Annotated in this window: 28 protein-coding genes; 6 read left to right on the top strand and 22 right to left on the bottom strand. The window is 58.9% G+C overall.

The features are described 5' to 3' along the window. Positions 1–60: 60 nt before the first annotated feature. A complete protein-coding gene (locus AUP42_RS16680) occupies positions 61–525 on the bottom strand; it encodes an NUDIX hydrolase (RefSeq protein WP_062952989.1) in 465 nt (154 codons plus the stop codon). Positions 526–698: 173 nt separating this feature from the next. Continuing rightward, on the bottom strand, positions 699–1,199 hold the full coding sequence (locus tag AUP42_RS16685) for a 3TM-type holin (protein ID WP_062952713.1): 501 nt from the start codon (positions 1,197–1,199) through the stop codon (positions 699–701). Positions 1,200–1,354: 155 nt separating this feature from the next. Here AUP42_RS16685 and AUP42_RS16690 point away from each other — a divergent pair, with 155 nt between their 5' ends. Beyond that, positions 1,355–1,951, top strand: coding sequence for a papain-like cysteine protease family protein (locus AUP42_RS16690; protein ID WP_062952714.1), 597 nt, complete (start codon positions 1,355–1,357; stop codon positions 1,949–1,951). A 45-nt stretch (positions 1,952–1,996) separates the two neighbouring features. On the opposite strand, the gene AUP42_RS16695 is transcribed toward AUP42_RS16690, so the two are convergent. Together AUP42_RS16695 and AUP42_RS16700 are read right to left on the bottom strand one after the other, a co-directional pair. Next, entirely contained in the window at positions 1,997–2,452 is a 456-nt protein-coding gene (locus AUP42_RS16695; RefSeq protein WP_062952715.1) for a cell wall hydrolase, read from the bottom strand. Positions 2,453–2,484: 32 nt separating this feature from the next. After that, a complete protein-coding gene (locus AUP42_RS16700) occupies positions 2,485–2,778 on the bottom strand; it encodes a hypothetical protein (protein WP_062952716.1) in 294 nt (97 codons plus the stop codon). 348 nt (positions 2,779–3,126) lie between these two features. Between AUP42_RS16700 and cml the strand changes: the two genes are divergently transcribed. Beyond that, a complete protein-coding gene (gene cml / locus AUP42_RS16705) occupies positions 3,127–4,317 on the top strand; it encodes a CmlA/FloR family chloramphenicol efflux MFS transporter (RefSeq protein WP_062952717.1) in 1,191 nt (396 codons plus the stop codon). Positions 4,318–4,562: 245 nt separating this feature from the next. Here the strand turns inward: cml and AUP42_RS16710 are convergent, their stop codons facing one another. Both AUP42_RS16710 and terL read right to left on the bottom strand, forming a co-directional pair. Further along, a complete protein-coding gene (locus AUP42_RS16710; protein ID WP_062952718.1) occupies positions 4,563–4,880 on the bottom strand; it encodes a hypothetical protein in 318 nt (105 codons plus the stop codon). Positions 4,881–5,166: 286 nt separating this feature from the next. Next, entirely contained in the window at positions 5,167–6,738 is a 1,572-nt protein-coding gene (gene terL / locus AUP42_RS16715) for a phage terminase large subunit (protein WP_062952719.1), read from the bottom strand. A 342-nt stretch (positions 6,739–7,080) separates the two neighbouring features. Between terL and AUP42_RS16720 the strand changes: the two genes are divergently transcribed. Beyond that, positions 7,081–7,371 carry a GIY-YIG nuclease family protein gene (locus AUP42_RS16720; RefSeq protein ID WP_062952720.1) on the top strand — a complete coding sequence of 97 codons (291 nt, stop codon included), beginning with the start codon at positions 7,081–7,083 and terminating at the stop codon, positions 7,369–7,371. Positions 7,372–7,742: 371 nt separating this feature from the next. On the opposite strand, the gene AUP42_RS16725 is transcribed toward AUP42_RS16720, so the two are convergent. Then, on the bottom strand, positions 7,743–8,363 hold the full coding sequence (locus AUP42_RS16725; protein ID WP_062952721.1) for a TetR/AcrR family transcriptional regulator: 621 nt from the start codon (positions 8,361–8,363) through the stop codon (positions 7,743–7,745). 185 nt (positions 8,364–8,548) lie between these two features. Here AUP42_RS16725 and AUP42_RS16730 point away from each other — a divergent pair, with 185 nt between their 5' ends. Further along, on the top strand, positions 8,549–9,529 hold the full coding sequence (locus tag AUP42_RS16730; protein WP_062952722.1) for an alpha/beta hydrolase family protein: 981 nt from the start codon (positions 8,549–8,551) through the stop codon (positions 9,527–9,529). A 202-nt stretch (positions 9,530–9,731) separates the two neighbouring features. On the opposite strand, the gene AUP42_RS16735 is transcribed toward AUP42_RS16730, so the two are convergent. The 9 genes from AUP42_RS16735 to AUP42_RS16775 form a co-directional block, all read right to left on the bottom strand. Then, positions 9,732–10,418: an RES family NAD+ phosphorylase gene (locus AUP42_RS16735; protein ID WP_231858323.1), complete on the bottom strand. Its 687-nt coding sequence runs from the start codon at positions 10,416–10,418 to the stop codon at positions 9,732–9,734. After that, entirely contained in the window at positions 10,415–10,828 is a 414-nt protein-coding gene (locus AUP42_RS16740) for an MbcA/ParS/Xre antitoxin family protein (RefSeq protein ID WP_062952724.1), read from the bottom strand. The genes AUP42_RS16735 and AUP42_RS16740 overlap by 4 nt, the downstream gene beginning before the upstream one ends. Before the next feature lie 280 nt (positions 10,829–11,108). Beyond that, entirely contained in the window at positions 11,109–12,050 is a 942-nt protein-coding gene (locus AUP42_RS16745; protein ID WP_062952725.1) for a DUF2971 domain-containing protein, read from the bottom strand. Positions 12,051–12,118: 68 nt separating this feature from the next. Beyond that, positions 12,119–12,451 (bottom strand): hypothetical protein, encoded by a 333-nt coding sequence (locus tag AUP42_RS16750; protein ID WP_062952726.1) that lies wholly within the window; start codon positions 12,449–12,451, stop codon positions 12,119–12,121. Positions 12,452–12,455: 4 nt separating this feature from the next. Then, positions 12,456–13,568, bottom strand: coding sequence for a phage head spike fiber domain-containing protein (locus AUP42_RS16755; protein ID WP_062952727.1), 1,113 nt, complete (start codon positions 13,566–13,568; stop codon positions 12,456–12,458). Between the two features lie 170 nt (positions 13,569–13,738). Further along, the gene (locus AUP42_RS16760) at positions 13,739–15,142 is read right to left on the bottom strand and encodes a hypothetical protein (protein WP_062952728.1); all 1,404 of its coding nucleotides are present in this window, start codon (positions 15,140–15,142) and stop codon (positions 13,739–13,741) included. A 27-nt stretch (positions 15,143–15,169) separates the two neighbouring features. Next, on the bottom strand, positions 15,170–15,613 hold the full coding sequence (locus tag AUP42_RS16765; protein WP_062952729.1) for a hypothetical protein: 444 nt from the start codon (positions 15,611–15,613) through the stop codon (positions 15,170–15,172). After that, on the bottom strand, positions 15,613–17,535 hold the full coding sequence (locus AUP42_RS16770; protein WP_062952730.1) for a hypothetical protein: 1,923 nt from the start codon (positions 17,533–17,535) through the stop codon (positions 15,613–15,615). Before AUP42_RS16770 ends, AUP42_RS16765 begins: the two co-directional genes overlap by 1 nt. A 30-nt stretch (positions 17,536–17,565) precedes the next feature. Further along, a complete protein-coding gene (locus tag AUP42_RS16775) occupies positions 17,566–18,135 on the bottom strand; it encodes a hypothetical protein (protein ID WP_062952731.1) in 570 nt (189 codons plus the stop codon). 101 nt (positions 18,136–18,236) lie between these two features. Between AUP42_RS16775 and AUP42_RS16780 the strand changes: the two genes are divergently transcribed. Further along, a complete protein-coding gene (locus AUP42_RS16780; protein ID WP_062952732.1) occupies positions 18,237–19,772 on the top strand; it encodes a tetratricopeptide repeat protein in 1,536 nt (511 codons plus the stop codon). A gap of 191 nt (positions 19,773–19,963) precedes the next feature. Here AUP42_RS16780 and AUP42_RS16785 read toward each other — a convergent pair whose 3' ends face one another. The 5 genes from AUP42_RS16785 to AUP42_RS16805 form a co-directional block, all read right to left on the bottom strand. Continuing rightward, positions 19,964–20,461, bottom strand: a complete 498-nt coding sequence (locus tag AUP42_RS16785; RefSeq protein WP_062952733.1) for a phage tail protein — start codon at positions 20,459–20,461, stop codon at positions 19,964–19,966. Between the two features lie 91 nt (positions 20,462–20,552). After that, positions 20,553–21,161, bottom strand: a complete 609-nt coding sequence (locus AUP42_RS16790; RefSeq protein ID WP_062952734.1) for a tail fiber protein — start codon at positions 21,159–21,161, stop codon at positions 20,553–20,555. A gap of 71 nt (positions 21,162–21,232) precedes the next feature. Next, on the bottom strand, positions 21,233–21,832 hold the full coding sequence (locus tag AUP42_RS16795) for a phage tail protein (RefSeq protein WP_062952735.1): 600 nt from the start codon (positions 21,830–21,832) through the stop codon (positions 21,233–21,235). Positions 21,833–21,961: 129 nt separating this feature from the next. Continuing rightward, positions 21,962–22,237: a hypothetical protein gene (locus AUP42_RS16800; protein ID WP_037991859.1), complete on the bottom strand. Its 276-nt coding sequence runs from the start codon at positions 22,235–22,237 to the stop codon at positions 21,962–21,964. 44 nt (positions 22,238–22,281) lie between these two features. Beyond that, positions 22,282–23,097, bottom strand: coding sequence for a phage capsid protein (locus AUP42_RS16805; RefSeq protein WP_062952736.1), 816 nt, complete (start codon positions 23,095–23,097; stop codon positions 22,282–22,284). A 232-nt stretch (positions 23,098–23,329) separates the two neighbouring features. Between AUP42_RS16805 and AUP42_RS16810 the strand changes: the two genes are divergently transcribed. Then, complete coding sequence (locus tag AUP42_RS16810; protein WP_062952737.1) at positions 23,330–24,130, top strand: hypothetical protein; 801 nt, start codon at positions 23,330–23,332, stop codon at positions 24,128–24,130. On the opposite strand, the gene AUP42_RS16815 is transcribed toward AUP42_RS16810, so the two are convergent. Continuing rightward, positions 24,127–24,840 (bottom strand): capsid assembly protein, encoded by a 714-nt coding sequence (locus AUP42_RS16815; protein ID WP_062952738.1) that lies wholly within the window; start codon positions 24,838–24,840, stop codon positions 24,127–24,129. The genes AUP42_RS16810 and AUP42_RS16815 overlap by 4 nt on opposite strands. Positions 24,841–25,005: the final 165 nt, after the last annotated feature.

Consider the following 25,005-nt stretch of genomic DNA (forward strand, 5'->3'; position numbering starts at 1 on the left):
CTTATATTGGGCATATATTGACTTACGTCGCGATAACCACCGGCATCAGAATACCGAAAGTCAAGACTCCCCCTCCACCATAAAACCCGCTGCCTTCCGCGCCACCCATGCCACATCCTGACTCAGTTCAAGCCCGCTTTCCTCAAGACCAACAACCGGGAACCAGCGCGCTTCCAGTGCATCATCCCCCGCAACCGGCTCCCCACCATTCCAGCGGCACAGCATCGCGATCAGGATGAAATGGCGTTTTACCTGCCCGTCCGCATCGCGATCAAAGGCATCAAGTGCCGTCAAAACACCAACGGCTTCCGCCGAAATGCCGGTTTCCTCGTGAAGTTCGCGTAATGCGGCCTGTGCAAGGGTTTCCCCGGCATCAATCTTGCCGCCGGGATATCCCCACATGCCCTGATCGGGCGGATTGGCGCGGCGCACCAGCAAAACCTGCTGATCGCGCACGACAACCGCAATTGTCGCCGCAATCGGCCGTGATGGTGATGATGGAGACGATAAAGGCTTATCAGGCATGGCGGCCTCGTCTGCAGCGACCGGCAAGGGAAAGACCAAGGCGGTCCCGTCCCTTCGCTGGCATGATCCGGATCAGGTTCAAAGGGTCGGTGCATTGTCGATCATATCAGCCACACCATCCGAAACAACCCGATACAACCCACCCCCACCATCGCAAACAGGCCACCACCCCGTCACGCGCCACCCTCCCCGATCTTCTTATCCGCACTCCGCTTCACCACACTGACCCCCAAAACGCCCAGCGCAATGCCCCAGATCGGGCTGGTATTGACCAGTGCCGCAATAATCGCCGGGGCCTGAAGCGGGGTCAGGATGATGGCGGCGGCAATCGATCCCATCGTCATGATCCAGGTCAGTGCGACGGCATAGCCAAAGCTCGGTCGCCAGCGGCGCACAAACGCATCCTCGCTTTGCACCTCGGCCCGGATGGTGCGGTTGATGGTTGTCAAAATCCCCCGGTCCCGCGAAAGCTCGATTTCCGCCATGCGTTCGGAATGGCGGTTGGCCTCGGCAATTTGCGCCGGGGTGACATCCCCCTTTGTCACCGCATCGCCAACCTGTTTAAGCCCCTCGGCCGCGGTTTTCGCGACCGGATGATCAATGGTGTCAAGCCCCGCGCCGACCGCCTTCATCAAAAGCGGCAGGCCGATCTGCGCCAGTAATGCTGGTATCACGTGATACCTCCTTCCTTTTAAAAATGCCGGTTTCGCCAGTTTCCTTACCCCGCCAACACAACCCTGAATAAATTGACGCGAAAATAAAAAACCAATAGATTTATTTATGAATTCTAATGTTCGCGTTTGAATGCAGGGGATATCAGGGGGCCGTCATGAAAAGATTTCTTGCCGCAATGCTATTGTTTCTGGGGATAAATCAGGCCAATGCGCAGCAGCTCCCGCCGCCGATCGACCTTGGTATCGTCAATATCCCGCAAGAGACACCGGTCTGGTGCTGGGTCGCCGTGGTCGAACAGATCGCGCATTGGAAAAACCAGACCCATCCCAATACATCCCCGTATCAGTGCGAGCTTGTTTCTGTCGCAAACGGCATGTCGCAACCGACCTGCTGCAATTCAGCGCTCGTGATGTCCAACCCGATGCTGGCACAGCAATGCATCCGCACCGGACACGATCCCGAAATCATGCAATTGCTGAGCATGGTCAGCAACAATGTCGCCGGTTATGGCATGCCCGCCCATCCGATGGTGCTTTACAACACCCTGGCATCGGGGCGTCCGATTATCCTGAAACTGCAAAACACCCCCTTTTCCGGGCATGTCGTGGTGCTGCGCGGGATGGCATGGGTGCAAACCCCGATGGGGCCGACAGCAGTGCTTTATATCAATGATCCGCTGTCCTATTTCACCCAGCCCGTCCCGTTCCAGAACATCGCCCATATGTGGTCCGGGGCCTTTATCGCCAATTGAGGTGGGGCTTTGCAGCCCGCCATGATGGCAATAACGACCATCGGGTTAGTTAATCCCGCGATAAAACAGATGCCCGCCAATCTCGGCCACCGGCACCTGCCCCCGCGCCCAATAGGGATCAACCGCATGGGTGTGATAATGCGTCGCCCCCATCGTCATGTCGGCAATTTCCCCGGCCATTGCCCGTGTCGCCACCCGTTTGCACAGCCGGTATGCCGGGTCGCGCACACTGAGCTTAAGCAACTTCGCCCGGTTCGGATCGCCCGCGTTCCAGCACGAAAACTGCCCCGGTTTCAGGCATACCTGCGACACCGTATTGCCCCACCAATACCGCCCGCGCGCTTTGGCAAATGCCACCCGGTTCAGGATCACGCAGGCCACCGCCTCGATCCCGCTCAATCCCTCGCCGCGCGCCTCGCCATAAAGGGTCCGCGCCAGAACATCACCGACCGGCAAAATGTGCGGGTCGGTGATCGCATCCATCGTCAGAACATCATTCATCGCTGTTTCCTTATCCTGTTTTCCGCCCGGCCTCATGCCGCCGGTACATTGTGGTCAAGCTTCGCCTCGATCCGCAGCAGATGCGCGGTCAGGCGTTTTTCAATATCCTTGAGGTACGGGATCGAAACGTAGTTTCGTGCCACATCCAGCTTGAAATCCGCCAGCCCGTCGCGAAGTTCGATCATCTCCGCATCGTGACTGGCGCGCAGGCTTTCAAGCCGGTCGGAAAACTCGCCGCGCATCCGCCAGGTCAGCCAGAAAAGCCCCGCCACCGCCGGGATTTCCACCGCCGTAATCCACCAGATCAGATCAACCGGTCCGCTCATCACATCCTCCTGCCCCTTTGCATAAATCGCGCATGAAAAAGGCCCGCATCGCTGTCACGCCATACGGGCCGGTCGTTGTTGTCTCGTTACTGCCGGATCTGGCTCAGGCCCCGTCATTCCCGCGCAGGCGGGAATCCAGTCCTTCGCGCTGCATCCTCAAAACCCTCTTTCCCCGCCGAACTTCACCCGTTATGCTGCCGCCAGACAGGAGACACCCGCCATGAGCACCAGTAAAAAAGCCGACAGATAAGCCGCAGCAACCCCTTTGGTTTTTGTTGTTGCGGCGTTCTTTCAGAACCAGTTGGCTCTGGGAGCGCTGCCCGATCCCTTTTTCAAGGAAACGGCTTGATGCGCTCTGATATCTTGTCTTGGCGGTATTCGCTTACCGCCACTGTTCTTCTGTTATCTCCGTTCGATCTTCTGGCATCGCTTGGCATGGATATGTATCTGCCTGTGGTGCCACGCATGGCGGGCATTCTTGGCTCCAGCCCGCTTCTGATCCAACTGACCCTGACTTTCTATCTGGTCCTGATCGGGGCCGGGCAGCTTGTCTTTGGTCCGCTATCGGACCGTTTTGGTCGTCGACCGGTATTGCTGGGCGGCGCGATGGCCTATGTCATGGCATCGGTTGGCCTTGCCCTTGCCACACGCGGCGATGTGTTTCTGGCCCTGCGTCTTGTACAGGCGGCCGGGGCTTCGGCCTGTCTGGTCGCGACCTTTGCCACCGTGCGCGATATCTATGCCGGACGCGATGAAAGCAACGTCATCTATGGCCTGCTGGGATCCATGCTCGCGATGGTTCCGGCCATCGGACCATTGCTCGGCGCTCTTGTCGAAATATGGTTGGGCTGGCGGGCGATATTCGCGCTCCTCGGCCTTACCATGGCGTTTGCGGTCATTACCGCCTTTTTCCTGTGGCCCGAAACCCGGCAACGAACCGAAACCGGCCTTCGCTGGCGTGATCTTCTTGCCCCGCTTGGCCGGGTTCATTTCTGGCAATACACCCTGTCCTACGGGGCCGGAATGGGCAGCTTCTTTGTCTATTTCTCGGTCGCACCCTGGCTTTTGATGGGGCGGCATGGCCTGTCACAAACCCTGTTCAGCCTCCTCTTTGCCTCGGTCGCGATTGCCATGATGGCAACCGCCCGTCTGGTCGGGCGGCTGGTGCCGCGTTTTGGCATCGCGCGGATCATGGCGACAGGCATGTTCTGCTTGATGACCGGGGCCGGAATACTTGCCCTGACCGAAAGCCTCATACCCCGATCGATCATGGGCTTCATCGCGCCGATGTGGCTGATCGGGGTCGGTATTTCGATGGCGGTATCCGTCGCCCCCAATGGCGCGCTTCGCGGTTTCGATCACATCGCAGGCACGGTCACGGCGGTTTATTTCTGTCTTGGCGGTCTGTTGCTTGGCGGGTTTGGCACCCTTGCAGTCACCCTGCTGCCCCGACAAAGTGCCTGGCCGATTGTTGCCTTTTGCGGTTTGGTACCGATCATCGTTCTGATGATCGCCCGATTTAACCGCAACCGGTTCTGATCACAGATTGACAAAAAAGACCCGCAAACCGAAAGGCTTGCGGGTCAGTCAAGGAGGTCACTCGTCGAAACTCAAAAGGCGCAATGTCATCCGAATTCAGGGTTCGGGGTTCAGGTCTCAGGCTCAGGTCTCACCGGCACCACCCCGGCCACAATCGGCCGGCGGGCATCCCGACACAGGCCGCACCATGCGCGCTCGAATGCGCTCCTGAAGCCGTCGCGCAGCGATCTTGCCGCGCTACCGGTTCAGGCATGGGGCCCGTTCAGTTTCACTTCCAGTTCCTGCCAGGCCTCGCCCGATGCCACAAGGCAGCTTGCCCCGTTGGGCGAGGTAAACAGGATGGTCCAGGTTTTGCCATCGGGGGCTTTTAGCACCTCGATCACGCCGCCATTGGCGGTCACACCGACCGCAACCGGTTCCTCGGCATATTTGGCACTCAGACTGTCAAGCACCTTGGTCCGGTCTCCGCAGACAGGGGATGCGGCATTGGCTGGCATGGCAAGCAGGGTGGCGACCGCAATCGCACCAACTGTCACGGCGATGAGTTTTGGAATGCTCCTCATGGTCAGGCCCTCCTTCAAGGGATCACAGACGGCGCGCTCCGGTTGAAATCAGGAGCAACTTGTAAACCAGTCTATAAATTGACCAACGCCGCAGAGCGGAAATAGGTCCGGCCCAATCGCACCGGCAGGCAAATCATTTCGTCAAATATACGCCTTTGGTATAGATAAATTTCCGTAAAACTATTCCTTCATATAGTTAACGTAAGCATGAAAGTTGAATTTTCCATGAATATCGCGCTTTTGTGATCGACGATGTGCATAAGCATTTGTGAATTCACGGAATATTTTACGGTTCAAACGTCTTTTGCGCCGCAAATGCTGCCCCTGATGGCCGCCAGTCGCCCTCCGACCGGGCTTTTTCCACCCGCGGCAGGCGCACCGGCTCATGAATAAGGCACCCCGCAACCGCATCAAGCCCGTCATCATGCTGCCCCGTTTTGCCCCGGCGGCGTCCCCGGCCCTCGCCCGGACGCCATTCGCGCATTTCACGGATGAACGGCGTCTGCCAGATACGCGCATGCGCATGCAAAAGCCCGGCACTCAACGCCGCGCCAAATGCATCCTCGATCCTGGCGTCCTTGTTTTGCGCCTCGTGATGTTCGACCACACTTGCCGCCCAGTCGGCCTGCTTTAAGGCCCGCCGCAGGATGTTGGGCAAAAACCGCCCGACCCCGTTGGTCTCCACCCGGACGGATGGCAAATGATGCGCCTTGATGAACGCCGCCGCCCCGGCACAAATCTGGCTGGCCTCATCGGCTTCGTGCAGGCGTGTGGCATCAAATGTCAGCCACGCCATATCATGCAGCCAGTATTCGCCCTGATCACAGACATAAACGCACGCAATCACCGCGCCATCACCCCCCTTTGCGCCCTCATTTGCGCCACCAGGTACACCCCCGCTTTTGCCAAAACTCGGATCAAAATGGCACGCGCCCGCCATCATCTGCCGATCCCCGATGGACAGGCGAAGCGCGCCATTGGCCTGCGCGATCACCGCATCATCGCCATAACGGCGCAACCGCGCGGGGTCGAGCATCCCGTCACTGGGGGCGACCATCTCCAGCATCATCTGGCTGGCAAATTTGCGCTCCCCGGTATGGGTTCGGATGTCCTCGATCTTGAGGATCGGAAACCGTTCCGGCCAGCTCGATTGCCCCTGCTCGTCCAAAATCGGCAGGCAGAACCGCTCAAACCCCGCCAGAAACGGGGCGGATTCTCCGGTTTCGGCCCGGATTTCGTCGGCATAGATCGAATAATAGCTATGCGGGGTGCCGACATAAATCTGCGTGCCATCGGGCGACAGGACATAGGCAATCTCGCCCAGTTTTTCGCGCAGTTCGGCACGTTTATGGGCGCTATCGCTGTTTTTGGGCACCTCGACATCATCGCAGATCACCACATCGGCCCGCGACCCGGTGATATTGCCGCCAATACCGGCCGCCTGCATCGACGGATCACGCAACACGCCCGGTCGTTCAACCGTAAAACGCTGCGTGCCCCAATCGACCCGCTTTTCGGGCAACAGCCCCGCCAGCAACGGATGGCGCTCGATCACGCGTTTGACATTGCGCACCATCTTTTTCGCCAGTCCCAGATCGGCTGCCAGAACCAGAATGCGCAAATCCGCATCGCGATACAAAAGCCACGCGCAAAACAGCCCGACCAGTGTGGACTTGCCCGAATTGCGAAACGCCATCAGCAAAAGCTGCCCCTTCCCGGATTTCCAGCACGCCTCAAGCCACGCCGCCATATCGCGATGATGCCCCGGCAACCCCAGCCCCATCATCGCATTCCAGATCCAGACAAACTCGCCAAACCCGGCACATCTCGCCCGCCCCCGATCAATCACCTGCGCCATGCCCGATCCCCCTCATCGCTCAACCCGCTGCACCATGGACTCCCGCCTTCGCGGGAGTGACGAATGTTTAGAAAGCCCATCCCCAAAGCCGTCTTTCCCGCGCACGCGGGAATCCAGACCTTGCGGGCCACGTCCTCTACCCCAACCACCGAACCCTCCGCACCATGGACTCCCGCTTTCGCGGGAGTGACGAATGTGTAGAACGCCCATCCCCAAAGCCGTCATTCCCGCGCACGCGGGAATCCAGTCTTTCGTGCCGCATTCTCAAACCCGGCAACCAGAACCACCCTTCAGCATCACCAAAAGCTCCGCCATCCGGCCAAATCCTGCTATCCTTCCACGATGAAACAGCCCTGCGTCTATATCCTCGCCAGCAACCGCAACGGCACGCTTTACATCGGCGTCACCGCCGATCTGCGCGCCCGCATCTGGCAACATCGCACAGCCACGGATAAGGGCTTCACCCAACGTTACGATGTCGGGCAACTCGTGCATTTTGAACTGCATGACAGCATGGAAAACGCCATCCTGCGCGAAAAGCGCCTTAAAAAATGGCGCCGCGCCTGGAAGCTCGACCTGATCGAAAAACACAATCCCGACTGGAACGACCTGTTCGACAGCCTGAACGCATAAAGGCCATCCGGCCTCTGTCCCGTTATACCTGCCGCACCATGGACTCCCGCTTTCGCGGGAGTGACGAACGGGTGGAAACCGTATCTCAATAAACCGTCATTCCCGCGAACGCGGGAATCCAGTCCTTCGTGCCACAGCCTCAAAACCTTCCACCGGACCCGCAAGCCCGATGGACTCCCGCCTGCGCGGGAGTGACGAACAGGTGGAAACCGTATCTCAATAAACCGTCATTCCCGCGAAGGCGGGAATCCAGTCCTTCGTGCCACAGCCTCAAAACCTCCAGCCGAACCTGCAAGCCCGATGGACTCCCGCCTGTGCGGGAGTGACGGCAGAGTAGAAATGCCCTGCGGATAAAACCGGCGGCCTCCGCCCTACCTTTCCACCTTCACCGCGCCAAACCGCAACCCGTCCACCAGAAGCTCCACCATGCTGCGCGTATGCGCAGCCCCCGCTTCATCGCCAACACCTGCGACCGAAAGGTTGCCAATCGCGCGCAAAAGGTCATAGGCGGCAATATCGCGCCGCACCTCGCCCGCTGCCGCGGCTGCCTCCAGAAGCGACATCAGAACCGGCTCGAACTTCGCGCGAAAATAATCGGGCAGCGCATCAAACGCCGGATCGCCGGAATGCAATGCCGCCGCCAGCCCCTTTTTGGTCGCGATAAAATCGGTATAGCGGTTAAGCCAGCGCACCAGCGCCTCGCCCGGCGGATAATCCGCCGCAAGCGTTTCCGCCGTCGCCGCACAGGCATCAACCTCCCGCCTGAAAACCGCCGCCACAAGGTCGGACCTTGTCGGAAAACGGCGATACAACGTCCCCACACCAACCCCGGCCCTGGTTGCAATTTCACGCACCGGCGCATCGACGCCCGCGGTCGCAAAAACCGCCTTGGCCGCCTCCAGCACCGCATCCTCGTTACGCTTGGCATCGGCGCGCACGCGCCGCTTCGGTGCCTCGCCTTCAAGGTCATGTTTTGTCGGGTCGTCTGTCACTCAAATCTTCCCTGTTGCCGCCGGTCCGAAGACCCCGCACGCAATTGCCCTTGATATGCGGAACAACGTTCCGTATATACAATTCATCAAGTGGAACAAAGTTCCGTTTATTATCGGATCAACGTTCCGTTTTTCTATATAGGCGAAGCCCCCGACCTTCGCCAAGCAAAACAAGGCACCAAGTCATGAACAATCTGCTTACCGATGCCCGCCATATCCCGACCGGCCCGTCCTTTCCGACCCTGCGCATCAATCCGGTCACCCTCCCGGCCCCGGATCGCGGGTTGCCGCTTGAACTGCGCATCACCGCGCCGCTCACCCCGCCCTCGAATGATCGCGACCTTCCGATCCTTCTGCTGTCGCACGGTCATGGGCCGTCGCTTTATATCCCGTCCAAGGATGGTTACGCGCCGCTTGCGAATTTCTATGCCGCGCACGGCTTTGTCGTGATCCAGCCGACCCATGGAAATTCCAAGGTCGCGGGCCTTCCGGCCGATGCACCGGGTGCGCCGTTTTTCTGGCGCTCACGCGTGCAGGATATGAAGCTCATCCTTGATCAGCTTGACGCGATAGAGGACCAGTTTCCCGCCATCGCCGGGCGGCTGGACCGTTCCAAAATCGCTGCCATCGGCCATTCGCTGGGCGGGCAGACCGTCGGCATGCTGCTTGGTGCGCGTCTGACCGATATCAACGACCCGGCCGCACAGAATGTCGATCTGATCGAACCGCGCATCACGGTCGGCGTCCTTCTGGCCGCCCCCGGCAAGGGCGGGGATAGCCTCAGCGACTTTGCGCGCGCAAACTACACGTCGCTCAACCCCGATTTCAGCCACCTGACGACAAAAACCCTCGTCGTTGCGGGCGATGCCGATGACAACCCGCACCTGACGACCCGCGGCCCCGCCTGGCACACCGACCCGTTCCACCACAGCCCCGGTGCCGATGCCCTGCTGACCCTCATTGGCGGCAAACACGGCCTTGGCGGCATTGCCGGTTATGATGCGAAGGAAACCGACGACGAAGACCCCGACCGCCTCGCCATCACCCAACGCATGACGCTGGCCTATCTCAAATCTGCGCTTGATCCCGCTAATACCTCGTGGGCGGACGCCGCCAAAGCCCTTGCCGATCACGCCCCGTCACATGCCCATGTCACACTCAAATAACGTCTGATACCGGCTGGCTGCATCACGAAACGGTGCAGCCACCGCGCCCGCCGCCTCATGGACTCCCGCCTTCGCGGGAGTGACGAGGGAGGGAAATGTCACCTCAACTTCCGTCATTCCCGCGAACGCGGGAATCCAGTCAGCCTTTCCACAACCTCAAAACCATCCGGCTTTACAAAACCGGCCCCTAGAAAACCCGCCCCTAAATCACCCGCCAAGTCTCCCCACTGGCAAGGTTACGAACATAATCGACCGCCTCCCCGTTCCAGTGATAGGAAAAATGATCGCCCTGCACGGGGATCGGCACCACATCGGGCCAGAACGCCGCGATGCAATACCCACCGTCAAACCGCACGCTCGGCCAATAAATCCCGTCCGATCCCGCTGCCCGTCGCTCCGCCCCAAATTTCTGCGATGCCGAATAATCATCGGGATCAAGCAGATCCGCCCGATCGCTTACGTCATCAAACACATGATCAATCCGCCCGACCAGCTCGCGAAACTGCGATGTCCAGCCCGGCTCCTCATCGGTCGCCCGCATCATGCGCGCATGGTGATGCACGGTTTCGGCAATCGCCACCGCCCGGCCATCCCCCGCATAATAAAGCCCGTATGTGCCATCGGAAAACCGGCCGGGGCGATAGGGTGAACAATGGACAAACGGCGCCATCACATAACTCGCCCCCGGCCCCGATACCCGGCGTTCGACCGGCACCTTGGCCAGATTACCGATGCTGTCGCGAATGCGCGGGTTCATCTTGGCTTCCGCCGATGCCAGGGCCTCCCAATCGGCGGGATCGGCGATGTCTTCAAACAGGTCAATCGGCGGATAGATCGACCGGATGATCCGCACGCATTGCGGCCACGCAACATGCCTGCTCCTGCTCACCAGCCACCACGCTCCGCATCAAGGTAACTTCGGATATCCGCAATATCCATGATCTCGCCGCGCAACATGATCTCCAGCGCAGATTGCCCGCCAAACGCCGCATTGGGCTTGCGGATCCATGCATAACCCCGTGCCGGTTCGCGAAACAGATATCGCAACCCTTTGTGAATCCCGATCAGCATCGCCATGCGCGTGCGCAAATCACGATCAATCCGCCCGATATCCTTCTTCTTCCACCGCGCCCATGTGCGCGCCGGCATATCGCCCAGCAAAACCCGCGCTTCCTGATCGCTCAGGTCCCAGACACCAAACAGACTAACCGTGGCCCGCGCCAGCGCCGCCGCCTCATCCTCGGTAATCACCGCCCGATCCGGCCGCGCACCGACCGGCTCCACAATCGCGAATTCCATATCGCACCTCCATTTGGCATCAATATAGCATTTTTATGCCAAATGGCAAATGACCGGATAACAAAACCAGCAACCGAGCCCGCAGCCCCATGGACTCCCGCCTACGCGGGAGTGACGAAAGGATGGAAAGGCCTTACCTCCCCCAAAACCGTCATTCCCGCGCACGCGGGAATCCAGTCAGCCGTGCCGCGTACGCCGCACGTCACGTCATGTCGATAAAACCGAAAAATTTCGACACGTTAATGACTTATGTCGATGCGACCGACATATATAAAAGCACTTAGAAGGTTGGATTCTTGAACCACTCGCTCAAATCATGGGAACGCACTGGAAAACTCGGGGCAAAACCATCAACATCTAGCTTGTTCTTTTTTAGCTTAGATGAACGGCCATTCTCTTTGATCTCGTAAAACTCGACCTTGCGGGAACGCCTCTTCATAGCCTGAATGAATGAAAACTTGACCCCATCATCACACCTTAACCCAAAGATGATTTCATCAAGTTCAAGAATATTCTCAGCCAAACCGCGGTCCCCGATGACCCGCCACTCTTTTTCATATTTCCATTCAGATGCTTTCCAAAAACGAACCGCGCGGTCAACACGCTGCTTTGCCTCATCATTTCCTGCCAGCATCGCAGCAATATCGCGGACGACCACTACCCTGTTCTTATCGTAAGCAACCTTCGAAACTTTAGAAATGGCAGCTTCCGGAACAGAATATCCCAAACATATCCCTTTGTGCTGATCGCCATAATGGCTCCACATCAAAGGACAGTCAGATTTCTCTGCCAGACAAAAGACCCCATCAGAATATGTCTTCAAAAGTTCTTCTCGAATATCGTGCTTAAGCATACTGATTTGATCACGCTCCCTATGCTTCGACCTTTCTTCCGACATGAGGCAAATTCGCCCGATAATCTTCTCAGCTTCATGAAGACTAAGTTTCTCGATATGCTCTTTTGCTGTGCCGATTTTGATCTTCAAAGATCGAGCGGCAGCCTCCATTTCAGCTGTTACCCTCGCGGTAACAAGATCCCGGAGGAGTTCCTCAAGTTCGCAAACTTTTAAATCGCTTCGAAGAATTGGGCGAGCATCCAAAGGGTCATTAAATTGTGATGGGTCTGCAAAGAACAGCTGATCAGACACAAGCGCCTGAACTGTCAAATCACTGAATGCTCGGTATTTGTAAAGGCGGTCCGGTATTTCGATATTCGGCTTCAAAACCAATCTCCCGCTACAATTCGCCCTCTAAAAGTAGGGAATTCTGATTTACTTGGGTATCAATCTTTTTACCCCGCCAACGCCCCCCGTGCCTCGGCAATCAGCTTCCTGATCTCCGCCTCTTCCATCGCAGGCGACTTTGCCTTCTCATTCTCCGCCGCATCCGGGCCGGACGCCCAGCGCAGCAGCTTGATCAATCCTTCAAGATGCGAAAGCCCCGCCTTGCACGCCGTTTGATGGGCGGCAAAGCTTTTGGCATCCATTTTAAGGGCTGCCGCCTGCGCCATCCGGCGATAGGCATTGCGCGCCCGGTTGATATCGCCGGGCAGGCTTTGCAAAAACTCCGCCCGCACCGTCTCAAGTTCCTCCATCCTGTCCTCCGTTCCCGATTTGGCTTCCATGGGGTTAGTTTCCCGAATTTTCCGAAAGGGCAATCAGGCGTTCATCCCCCAACCGTTCCGGCCAGTAAGAAATCCCGCGCAAATGCCCGTTTAACGCCCCGCTTTGCCCGGCATAACTCCCCAGCCGGATCGTGTTGAGACTGCGCGGCATGGCAAAGCCACCGGGCGATTTCAAAACCGCCCCGTCCTTGGCGACCGCCACCCCATCATCCGCCCACGCCAGCACGATCCGCGTGCGCGCGCCCGGCACAAGCCCGCCATAAAGCGACTGGCTCAGGATCGGCACGCCCCCCTTGCGCAATGAAATCCGCAACTGATCCGCCGCACTGTCATAGCCAAGATCAAGATGATCATCGTTAAGGCTCCCCGAATGCATCTGCACGATCCGCCAGATACCATCCCAGGCCGCTGGCAATTCCAGATCAAAAACAAACGTCCCCCGCCCGGTTGCGCCCCGGAACCAGTCGCCCGGCTCCAGCATCACATCATCCATCGCCCGTGCCGCCGGGATGCCCTTACTGATCAGATCGCTGGTCGAAACCGGCCCGGCCTCAAGCTGCGCATTCCAGATCAGGATCGATGCCGGATTACCCGAAATCGCGGTGCTGATTTTCGGATAGCGGCTGGTGCCCGATGCGGCCTCGCCAAAGCCCACCCGTTGCCAGCTTTCATCAAGGCTCACCGCATGGTTTGACGCCCCGTTCACCCCGCCCAGCGTAATATCGGCCACGCCCGATACCGCCCGCGCCCATATGCCAAAGCTGTAAACCTCCCCCGCGATCAGGTCATCGACCCGCTGATAAAGCCCCGCCGTGTTGCCCGGAAGGTCAAGCCGTGTGGCCGTAATACTCCCATCCGGGGCCGCAACCCCGGACGTCGCCAAGCTCACCCCCGCGTCCTTCTCCCAAAGTGGATTGGAAAACGCGGCGGAATAGCGCAACAGATTGCTCGCTGCCCCCTCGATCAAAAGCCCCCGCGCCCGGCCCAACCCGTCATGATCATGGCCGGGAATATCTGCCCCAATCGTGGCCAAAACCCCGTCCGGTCCGCGCACAATCTTCGGGCTCGCCCGCGTCACGCGCAGACAGCTTTCCAATGGCGCATATCGCATGCCCATTTTGCATTCTCCGTCCCTGAATAAATGAAATATCGTTTGGATCACAGAGCCCGCCGCCCGATGGACTCCCGCCTGCACGGGAGTGACGAACAGGCGGAAAGGCCTGTTCCCAATAACCCGTCATTCCCGCGAACGCGGGAATCCAGTCAGCCGTGCCGCAGCCTCAAAACCTACCCGCCAATCCGATACAGATGAAACCAGCTCATCACCGCCCCCGCCGCAATCTGGCGCGTCACACTGTCCGAATGCCGCACACGCAGCCGAAGCGCATTATCGCTCGCAATCCCGATCCGGGCGATGCCGCTGACCCGCACACTCTGCGTCGCATTGCTCCCCGCCCCGGCAATGTCGGACGCCTGCAAATGCGTGCTCCATCCCGATGCCCCCTGCCGCTCGACATAGGCACTGACCGCCACCGCCTCCGCCCCAATGGCAAAATTCACCCCGGCATCGACATGGTAAAAACCGGGCGGAAGGCTCCCGACCCCATGCAGGGCGGCGTCATAAAGCCCGTGGCTGTCCTCCGCCACCTGATCCCATTCGACAATGAAATAACCACCCGCCGGAATATCCTGAGCATTTGTGCGCAAAAGCTTCACCACCGGCCCGCCCTCGCGGATTGATGCGGCAAACCACCGCGTCCCATCACAAATCAGATCAACGCAATCCCCCCGGATCGGCAGGGCATGAACACTGCGCGCCGCCGCCCCATCCAGCGGCGCAATCTGATCCCCACTGGCCGCACTGACATCGACCATCGTGCCATCGCCATTGACCACTCGGTATCGCACCCCGTTGCGCGCGGCACTCACCCCCGGAAGGCTCAACCGCCCGCCATTCGATAACCGCACCAGCGCCCCCGTCTCGCGGATATCCATGATCCGGTCACCTGGCGCATCAATCACCGGCATCCGGCGTTCATCCTGCCAAAGCGTTACGTTTTGTGCCCGCAGATCAAGGTCAAACGCCGCCCCCGCCATCTGCTTCTGAAACCCTGCAAGCGCGGTTTCCGCCCGCGTTCCTGCGGCCTCGGCCCGGTTCGCCGCATCCTGCGCCATCGCACCATGCTGCCCCGCCGCTGCAATTTCGCCTGCCTCCGGCCCGTTCGCCAGCCCGTCGCCCTGATCGTTCCACACCAGGGCCCGACCGGGCGCAATACGGGGCAACGCCAGATCGCCCTTGTCCTGATCGGCGGGATCAAGCCGCAAACTACCCACCATCGCCCGGTCAATATCGCCAAGGGCCGCCGTCAGATAATCCAGATCCCGATCCACCGCATCCCCGCGGGGCGATGCCGAGCTGCCATAGGCACTCAACCGCCGTAACCGCAAATGCCGACTGATCGAAATCGCGGCCCCCACCTTTGGCGCGACCTCAAAAATCACCGCGCCGCCGGGCGCTTCTTCGGCGTCATTTAACGCCACATGAAACCCGGTGGTGACCGGCTTTCCATCAACGCGCACCGCCACATCATCACCGCCAAAAACCGCAAACTGAAACGGAAAAACCGTACGTTCCCCGTTGCCCGCAAACCCGACACTCGCCCCGCCAGTCCCCTTAAATACCGCGCCCATCTTATCCCCCTGTGGAAACCTCACGCCTCACCACCCGTCCCGCCGGGCAAACCACGCATTCAATCGGGCGACCGTGTCATCCTGCCCGGACCGCAAAAGCGATGTTTCACGATAGCTTGCCTGCCGGTTAACCTCCGCCCGTCTGCGCGCCGCCGCATCCGCATCGGCCTGCGTTTCCGACAACGCCTGTTTTTCCAAACCGGCCAGAACCGCACTGGCCGATCCCGCCGCCCCGCTTTGAAGCCCCGCCGCCCCTTGGCGTGCGCGAAGCCGTGCCTGACGGATCCGCAATTCCTCGGCCCGTTCGCGCGCACGCTCCGTCTCGCTGGCATTGATGCTGGCAATATCGGCCTGTCGGTTGGCTTCGGTCTGGGCCGCGCGGCTTTTCTGATCCGCCCGGTTTGATGAAATCTGCTGCCCGGTTTGCAGGGCAGAAAGTGCTATTGGTGCATAGGATGCAAACGCGCCCATCAGTCATTCACCCCCAATTCGCTGGCGACCCCCAGCAATAAAAAAGGCCGGGGAAAATCCCCGGCGATCCGCCATAATCCATTATTGTCCCGCCCGGCACTGCCACGCCGCCAGCCAAGCGCGCGTAAACTGACATCACCGCTATAAGCCGCGTCCTCGCTCCGTCCTCTACCCAGCGCCACATCGCGCAATCCCCGCCCGGTATCAACGCGCAACTGTTCGGTCTGCTGCACCCGAAACGTCACCGACACAAGCCGCAACGCATTACCGCCATGTGCCTGCGTGCCATCCGACCCGGCGGGTGGCAGGGCGGCAATTTCATGGGTAAACGGCAATCCGGCCACAACCGTTGAAACCGCATCAGCCAAACTGATCGTGCCGCCCGACACCGTAATATCGCGATAAAGCCGCCCATCGGCCCACACGGCCAGCGTGACATTTTCCAGATCATCCAGCCCGCCCCAATGGCGGCGCGGTTCCTCGCCTTCGGTCAATTCTGCGGCGATCGAAAGATCAAGCCCGCAACCCTCATCAAACCGGCCAAGGTAAAATTTCCCGTTCCGCTCAAGGCAAAGGTAAACCTGCCCGCCCGCCACCGCGACGGCGCGAAATGCCGCACCCTCAACGCTTTGCGCCGACCAGGCGGTAATCGCCTCGCTGCGATAAAGGGTCAATGTGCCAAGGCTGCCATCGCCCATCACCACATGTAAAAGCCTGTGATCGGCATCAAATGCCTGATCAACCGGGCCCTGCACCAGATGGCGCGATAAAAGCGCCAAATCCGCTGCCCCATAGGCCTGCTCGACATCGGTAAACAGAAATTCACGCAATTCCCGGCCGCTGCGCGCGGCAAAGATCGTCGCGCCGTCAACATTGACCAGCGGCACCGTGCGATCCGCCCGGCTGCCAATCCGGGTCTGGCGCGTGACCTGGATATTGGCTGGCGTCAACGGGTCCCCCGTTACCATCCATTCCGACCCGCTGGTGAAAACCTGCAAATGGCGGCCTGCGAAAATGCCGGTAATCGCATTGACCTGATCGGCCAGCAGGGCAAATTCAATCGCCTCGTCATCCAGTCCCTCGCCCAGATCGAAATTGAACAGATCCCCCGATTTCGACATCCACAACCGGTTGGGCAAATCCCGCGACCCGCCAATCACCATCCGGTCCTGATGAAACGTCACGCTGCGCGGCCAGCCGCGAACCGGCGAAAACACCTGTTCCTCAAAATCCTGTGTCGTGCTGGCATTCGGAAGCACCTCTTTCAAGGTAATGCTTGCCAGTGTCGCACTCGAAACCCCGGCAATCTGCCCCTCGATCCCCTGAATGCGCCAGCGCGTGCCAACATGCCCGGCCTCAAAAAGCGCCGAACTGGCCGTGATGCTGACCGTACCACTGGTCCCTGATGGCGTGATCGAAACCGCCGGATCACCGAATTTATAGTATGGCTGAAACCGCTTCACCGCCGTTTCGCGCCACGCCCAGTTGGTCAGCTCCCACGTCCCCGCCCCGTCGTCTGATCCTTTGCGGGTCAGGCGCATCGGCTCGACCTCCGGATGGGTGACAAGCAGCGTATCGGCACTTTGCGTCCAGTTCAGAAGCGCATGGTGGATAATTCCAAACGGCGTTTCAAACCCGACAATCGCCACCCCATCGCGATAAACCGTGCCCTGATAATCCCCAAACACCAGCAGATAGGTCTGCTCGGTATTGAACTCGAACGGGATCAACCGCACCGGGCCGGACACCGCATCAATCAACGCGATACCGGGCCGTCTGCGCACCCCGCCGCTCGGTTCAATGAACACATTGCGCAACCGCGCCGCCCCATTGCCATAGGCATTAAGGTCTGATCGCCCCCACAATTCCGGCGCCAGTTCACCGGTCGAAAATGTCGTCTTTTCCAGTACCCTGCGCGCCATAACCATCACCTCCGGTCAATCCCAAAACCCCTATCCCCGCGCCCCGATCAGGGTAAAATCCCCAATCGTCCGCGGGGTTGATTGCTGCGCATCGGCCAGCCTCGCGCTGCGAAACTGGTCTTCGGCGCGTTTAAACAGATATTCCGCCCGCGACGTACTTTCGGTCAGCGGTACACAAAACTCCGCCGCAAGGCGTGTGATCAGCGCCAGATCAAAAAACGCGGGAAATGCCCCCTCCGCCATTCGCCCGACATAGCGTAAGTACGCCCGATCCGCCCCGCACCTCACCGCCCCCTGCACCAGCTCAAATTCCGGCACCGCCCCGCCATCCGTCTCAAGCGACAGCAACCGGATAAAATCACCCGGCAGGACAAACATCCCGTCACCCGAACCGGTCGCATCCTCACTTTCCGTCCGCGCCAGCCACGCGCCGCGTGCGGCAAACCGCCACGGATACGCCGCCAGCATCCCGTCCCGAAGGACCGGATAAAGCATCCCCGCCACCTCGGCCTCGGCGGTGTCATCCTCAAACGAAACAATCGGTGCTGCCCCGATCATCACCAATGCGCGCGCACAAAGTGCGATGTCGCTCAGTGCCATATCGCGTTCCCTTCAATTCCCGGTTGCCGATATCGTTGAAATATTGTCAAAATCCGTATCAACCGACCGTGACAGGGCCGGGCAATTTGAATGGAGCACCAATGTCCCGGTTCCCGTATATCGCATCACTTGTTTTCGCGGGCACTTTGGGCCTGTCTGAACTGGCCCCGGCCTTGGCATCCATTCCGGCACCTGCTGCGGAAATCGCCCAGAACACCGATGACGATCCCCTGATCCGGGAATACTGGCGCAAGTCCTACGCAGGCGATGCCGAGGCCCAGCGCATACTGGGCGCCATACTGTCCTACGACTATGCCGAGGACGGCCACATTGACGATGATGAACACTTCACCATCACCCGCCTGCTTGAATGCGCTGCCCTGCAGGGCGACCAGCCCGCCATTGATCAGCTGCAAAACATCAACGCCAATTTCAATATCAGCGAAACCGGCGAATGCTATTACACCGGGGCCGGTTACACCGCCGACCAGAAGCAAAACGCACCAGACACTTCCGACACCGCAAACAGCTACGATGGCGATGAAGACGCCCTGCGTGCCCGCGCCATGAATGGCGATCCCGCCGCACAGTTCGCTCTGGCCGAATATCTCGAAGGACAATTCCTTTTCTTTGATGCCTTCGAAGAAGCCGAAGGCTGGTACAATTGCGCTGCCAAACAGGGTTACGCCCCGGCCATCGCGGTTCTGGCCGACGGCGATGCGATTACGACCTACCCGGCATCAGAACCCTGCCCCTTCACCAACCGGACCATGGATGCCAACGGCACGATAACCGAACGCTTTACATCCTCCAGATCCATCGTGATCGAACCGGCTCCTGCTGCTCCTGCTCCTGTTTCAGCCCCGGCCACCGCATCCGAACCGCTCTTTGCCGACGCGCTGGCCGCCTATCATGGCGATGGCGTGCCGCAGGATTTCACCCGTGCGATGGAACTGGCCCGCAAGGCGGCGGATCATAACCATGCCGGCGCGATCAACCTGATTGGCATCATGTATCTCAATGGATCGGGCGTTGCCCCCGACGCCACCGAAGCCGCCTATCACTATCGACGCGCCGCCGATCTGGGCGATGTGTCTGCCATGGTCAATCTGGCCGATTGCTATCTGCATGGCATCGGGGTCGATGTCAGCATCCCCCGCGCACGCGAATGGTATGAAAAAGCCGCCTCCGACGGCGACGCCTATGCCCAATACAACCTCTCCGCCATCTACCAGTCCGGTGCCGAGGGGATTGAACCCGATCCGGTGCTGGCCCGGAAGTGGATGAAGCTCGCCGCTGAAAACGGCGATCCCGATGCCCCTTACTATTACGGCCATTTCCTCGAATACGGCATCGGCGGCCCCGAAGACCCGGCAGGCGCAATTGCCTGGTATCAGAAGGCCGTCGAACTTGACGATACCAACGGTTTTGCCGCCATGGGCCGGATGCATTATTACGGCGAATACACCACCGAAGACCTCGAACTTGCCTGGTACTATCTTTCCATCGCGGCTGCGCGCGATCATGTCGAAGCCAAAACCTGGATCGAAGTCGCTGCACCCTCCGTTACCTACGAACAACGCGCCCGCGCCGCCGCCCAGGTCACCAGATATCTGGCGGAAAAAGGGGCGCAGTAAAACCATCGGACGGCAGGCTTAGCGCCGGTTTTAAGGATGCGGCACGATAGACTCCCGCTTTCGCGGGAGTGACGGGGAAAGGAGCTTTTCCCTGCCGTCATTCCCGCGCAGGCGGGAATCCAGTCCTTCGTGCAACAGGTAAAAGCGGGGCCCGGAAACCCGGACCCCGCCCATCATTCATCCGTCAGATATCAGGCCGAAGCCGCCACCGGATAAAACGCCTTGATCGCATAGGTCACCGCAACGTTGCGCGGACGGGTTTCGGCACCACCTGATACCCCAGTCGCACCTTCACCATTCCCGGCAAGATATCCAAACGAGCCACTGACAGAATTCACTCCTGTTGCGATATTAGTATGTGAATGTGATTTGAACTCATCTTCCTGCAACGAAGCGAATACACGCCCTGCATCCACGCCGCGCCCGGCATCAAAACCGCGAATGAACTCGCCGCGAAGGTCAGGAATGTTGAAAGTCGTGGTGCCGTCACCTGCACCCCATACGGTGCCGAGTGCCGCAAACAGATCGGCATAGTCGGTGCGCGAAACAGCAGCACCATCACAGACCAGATAGCCGTCCGGAACGGTCAGGGTGGCAAAGGCATGGATGGACGCAATCGGTACCTGAATGCCGGCAATCTGGGCCGGATCGAATTCGGTGCAGATCGTAATCTTGTTACAGTTACACATGTGAAGTCCTTTCATTCAGATCAAAAGAAACCCCGGCAACCTGCGCTACCGGGGCAATAGAAAAGTGCGTTATTCGAAAGGCGAAACCCGATCAGGCAACCGGATAAAACGCCTTGATCGCATAGGTCATGGCGATGTTACGCGGACGAGTTTCCACTCCTCCAAACTCGCCAGTCTCCCCTGCGGCAAAAGTGCCCGAACCGGCAAGAGCCAGACGATAAGGATGTGTATCACCGTAGGTGTTTATGACACCGGTTTGCCCATTATTTGAATGAGAATGGGCTTTCGTTTCATCATCCTGATATGACGCGAACACACGATCCGCATCCACACCACGCCCGGCATCAAAACCACGAACAAACTCGCCGCGAAGATCGGGCAGGTTAAAGGTGGCAATCTGATCCCCATGACCCCAGACGGTACCAATCACGGCATAAAGATCAGCATAGTCGGTCCGCGAAACCGCCGAACCGTCACAGACCAGCCAGCCTTCCGGCGGGGTCGGCATGGCAAAGGCGGTGACAGAGCCGATTTCGGCACCGGAACCGCCGCCATTGCCGCCGTTACCGCCCGAACCACCATTGGCAATCAGGGTATTGATCGCCTGCAAAAGCTGGGTGTCATCCTGACGATCCGGCGCGATATTGGCCGCCAGAACAACATTCAGAACTTCGCTGGCAACCGGTGTATTACACTGCATGGATATTCTCCGTTTTGGATAAAAGAAAACCCGGCAGCGGAATGCTGCCGGGTCGAAGGAATTGAGTAAAATCAGACCTTGATGATGTAGTTCAGCACCACGAAAGGCTGCATGTTGTTGTGGGGCTGATCGCCGCCGGTCGCATTGAGGAAACCGTCCACTGTCGCGTGCGGAGGGCTCCCTGCAAGACCATTTCGACTACCTGCACCAGCAACATCATTTCGAACATTCTGCGTGTGATTATGGCTCGGCATCTCATCAACCGTAAGCTGATGGGTTTCTGCCCCGGCCATAGCACCGAGCACACGATCGCTCAGATCAACACCCTGACCGGCACCAATCGCGGTACGCCCCCGCAGATCAGGAAGCTTGAAGCTGCCCGGCGCTTCGCCTTCGCCATAAACCGTACCGATCACGGCAAACAGATCGGCATGCTCGCTTGCGAGAAGTTCGGTGCCATCGCACAGCATGAAGCCCTCCGGTGCCGTCGCACCGGCAAACGGCAGTACCGTGCCAAGCGGTGTCGCACCACCGCCACCACCATTGCCGCCACCCGAAATCAGCGTATTGATCGCCTGCAAAAGCTGCGTTTTGTCATCACAATCCGGCCAGATACCTGCCGCCTGGATAACGTTAAGAACTTCGCATTCGACTGGTTTGGAACCCTGCATGGGCATTCTCCTTTGTTGGACATAAAATGTTGGACATAAAAAAACCGCTCCTGCCGGGGCAGAAACGGGTCGAGGAAAAACGTAAAAATCTGTTGGTAAAACCGCCAAAACCTGGCCGGGCGGCCCGGATCAGTCCGTATTCGAACTGCCAATCGCCGTCATATCGCGGACATCAACACCCAAAGCCCCCGAACTCGCCACGACGAACAATCCGCCTGACATGGTGGCATCGCGGTTGGTATTGGCGATGATGATGTCACCAACCCGCAGCATGTCGCGTGCATCGGCAAAGTAACCCGCCGTATCGACATCGGCGGCGAAATCCGGGGTGATGTAATGCCAAAGCGTAAAGCCGTTGGCATAGGCCAGAACACTCAGGTTTCTGGCTTTAAAACCTTCTGCCATTTTGGTCTCCGTTATCTGTATGGAAAATCGTCAGAAGCCGCGGCTTACTCTTTGGCCCGGATGCAGCTCACCCCGGCATCATCAACAAGCACCGCCCCCTGGCTCATGGAATTGTTGACGAAATGTGCCGCATGGTCGCCGTGCCAGGTAATGTCGGACTGCACATCCGCCCCAATCGCATGGCCAATGGCGGTTCTGTGATACCAGAAGCATGACCGGATGCCTTCCGCCACCGGAAGCCCGGAATGCGGCATCCACAGCGTACCAAGCCAGCGTTTGGCCTGCGTCCCCTTCCATGGAAGGTCATCATCGCCGACATAATCGGCATTGGAAAATTCCGGGATCTGCAGCAATTCGGACCACTGTTTCCAGCCGACAATCGCATAACGCTGGCCGTCATCGGGCACATCGCGGTTGCCCATGCCTTCAAAGGCTGCCATCACCTTGCCAAGGGTCAGGCCGGTCTCATTGTGATCAATAAGGTCCTCGCTGCTTGCCAGTGCATTGATGATCAGATCATCGGTCTTGCGACCCAGCGCATAGGCACCGGCATTGGCCAGAACCATCTTTTCATCGTGATTGGTCTTAAGCTCGTCCAGCGCATCGACCCAGTCACCGGCATAATAATCGCGAAGGTCACAGCGCACCGCCTCATGTTCGGCATTCATCACCGGCACCTTGCCATGGCGTGCCTTGGTGGTGGCCTTGCCCTTGCCAACTTTCTGGAAAACCGTGCTGGCCCCCTTCACACTGTTTTTGACCCGCACCGTATTGCGAAGCTTCGATCCCATCCGCTGATAGGCCTGATGCACATCGGCCTGGAAATGATCGACAAAGCTTTTATCGATTGTCACGCTCATTGGTTTTGTATCCTTCTGCCCTAAAACAATTTTCCGACCACCGTGGCGATGAAACAGCCCGACAGCGCTGCAAATCAGGCAATTCCGCCTTATTTGCACCCCGAACCGGTCATCTTGCGGTCATGGTTGAGTGGTTTGGTGTTGTCGTTCGGAACCTCGCCTGCTCGGCCGGTTTCGAACACCTGTCCGGTTTGGCCGGACCTGTTGCAAAATTGATGATCTGGAGTTTGCGTTGCGCGCAAAACTGTTTGCCACCATCGCCCTGATCGGGATTGGGGCAGCGGGTTATACCCTGCTGCCCTATACCCCTGTTCCCGGCTATTTCAACGATTTCACCAGCCGGGTTTCGGCCCTTGCCGGGTTTGGCGCGGAAAATATCCGCAACCGGGTTCTCCCCGATCTCGAAGCCGAACTGTCCAACGCCGATCTGGCAATTGGCGCACCGGTTTTCGTGCGCGTCTTCAATGCAGATCGCGATATCGAAGTCTGGCTCAAGGCAAACAACCGTTACCGCCTGTTTACCCGCTATAATTTCTGTGATGCCGATGCCATTACCCACGCCAGTGACGGCGATGGAAACTCCACCGGTGCCGATAGTGCCACCATCGGCAATGCTGCCGATCTTGGCGTTTACCATGTCACGCGCGACGACCTTGCCCCCAACAGCCCGTATCACCTTGAAATCGCCCTGACACCGTTAACATCGGGTACACCCGAGGATATCGAGCAACAGGCCCAAACCGCCCAACCCGCCCTTCGCGGCAATTGCGAGGGCACGGGCGGCATCGCCCTTGAAAACGGCGATATCGAGCCGGTCTATATGCTGATCGACACAGCCCTTCGCGCCGGTCAGGCACAGGTACCGGTCCACGTCTTTGAAAAACGCCAGAACATGGATGATGCCGTGACCCTTACCGAAGACGCCTTCGCCAGCGTCCCGGCCCCCGGGCTTTATGACGTTTACGCAGCGTTCGAGCGCACCCGCATCCCCCCCGAAGTCCAGAAAACCGATGGCCGCTATCAGGTGAACTAGGAAATGCCATGCAGGCGGTCAAAACCTGCCTGCACCTCGGCCACCATCGCCGGATCACGGTCGCGCCAGTATCGCGGATCATTCATTTTCGCCCGAATATCATGGCGCAGGTCACCCGTCGCATCGCTTGGCCGTCCGGCACTCAATCCCGGCTCCGTCCCGCCACTCATCAACCGATGAATGCTGCGCACCCCATCTGCCGTTTGACACAGAACCTCAAACGCCGCCTCGGGCAGGTTCTCGCGCCCCCATTTCTCAATCCGGGGGGCCAATCGCTTCCAGTTCTCCACCCCGCCAAACTCGGCCGCCAGGGCGGCCCGATCCGCGGCACGTTTGCCTGCGACCTCGACCTCGCCAACTAACGGCCCGATCACCTCGGCCGCCAGATCATAAACAAGCTGCGCCTGCGCCCCGCTAAATCCCGCTTCATGCAACCGCGCATTCACCGCCGGATCAACCGCCCCCAACACGTCATCAACGGTAATCTCATATCCCTCAGGCGTTTCGGGAATGCTCGCCGGATCAATGGCCGTGATGGCTTCATCGACATCAACCTCACCTTCCGGCAAGGCACCGACATCCAAAACCCCGCCCCCTGCCAAATCTTCCAACACCTCAGTTACACCGCCTGCCACATCGGCCGGACGCAACAGATTATCTTCCGCCCCCTGCCCGGCTTCTGACCGCGTCAGGTTCTGCTCAATGGTCATGATACACTCTCCCCTCTCCGCGCAGCCGCTTCGCTGCCGGATTACTGTTCATAAAAATACGATTTTTCCTGATTAACGCTGCGCGGGGCGGCAAGGTCTGGACGGTCAGGCAAATGACGCCGTCACTCCCTCGCGCCGCACACTCCCCATCGTCGATGCGGCACC

Source organism: Thalassospira lucentensis, assembly GCF_001613805.1.
Classification (GTDB): Bacteria; Pseudomonadota; Alphaproteobacteria; order Rhodospirillales; family Thalassospiraceae; genus Thalassospira; species Thalassospira lucentensis_A.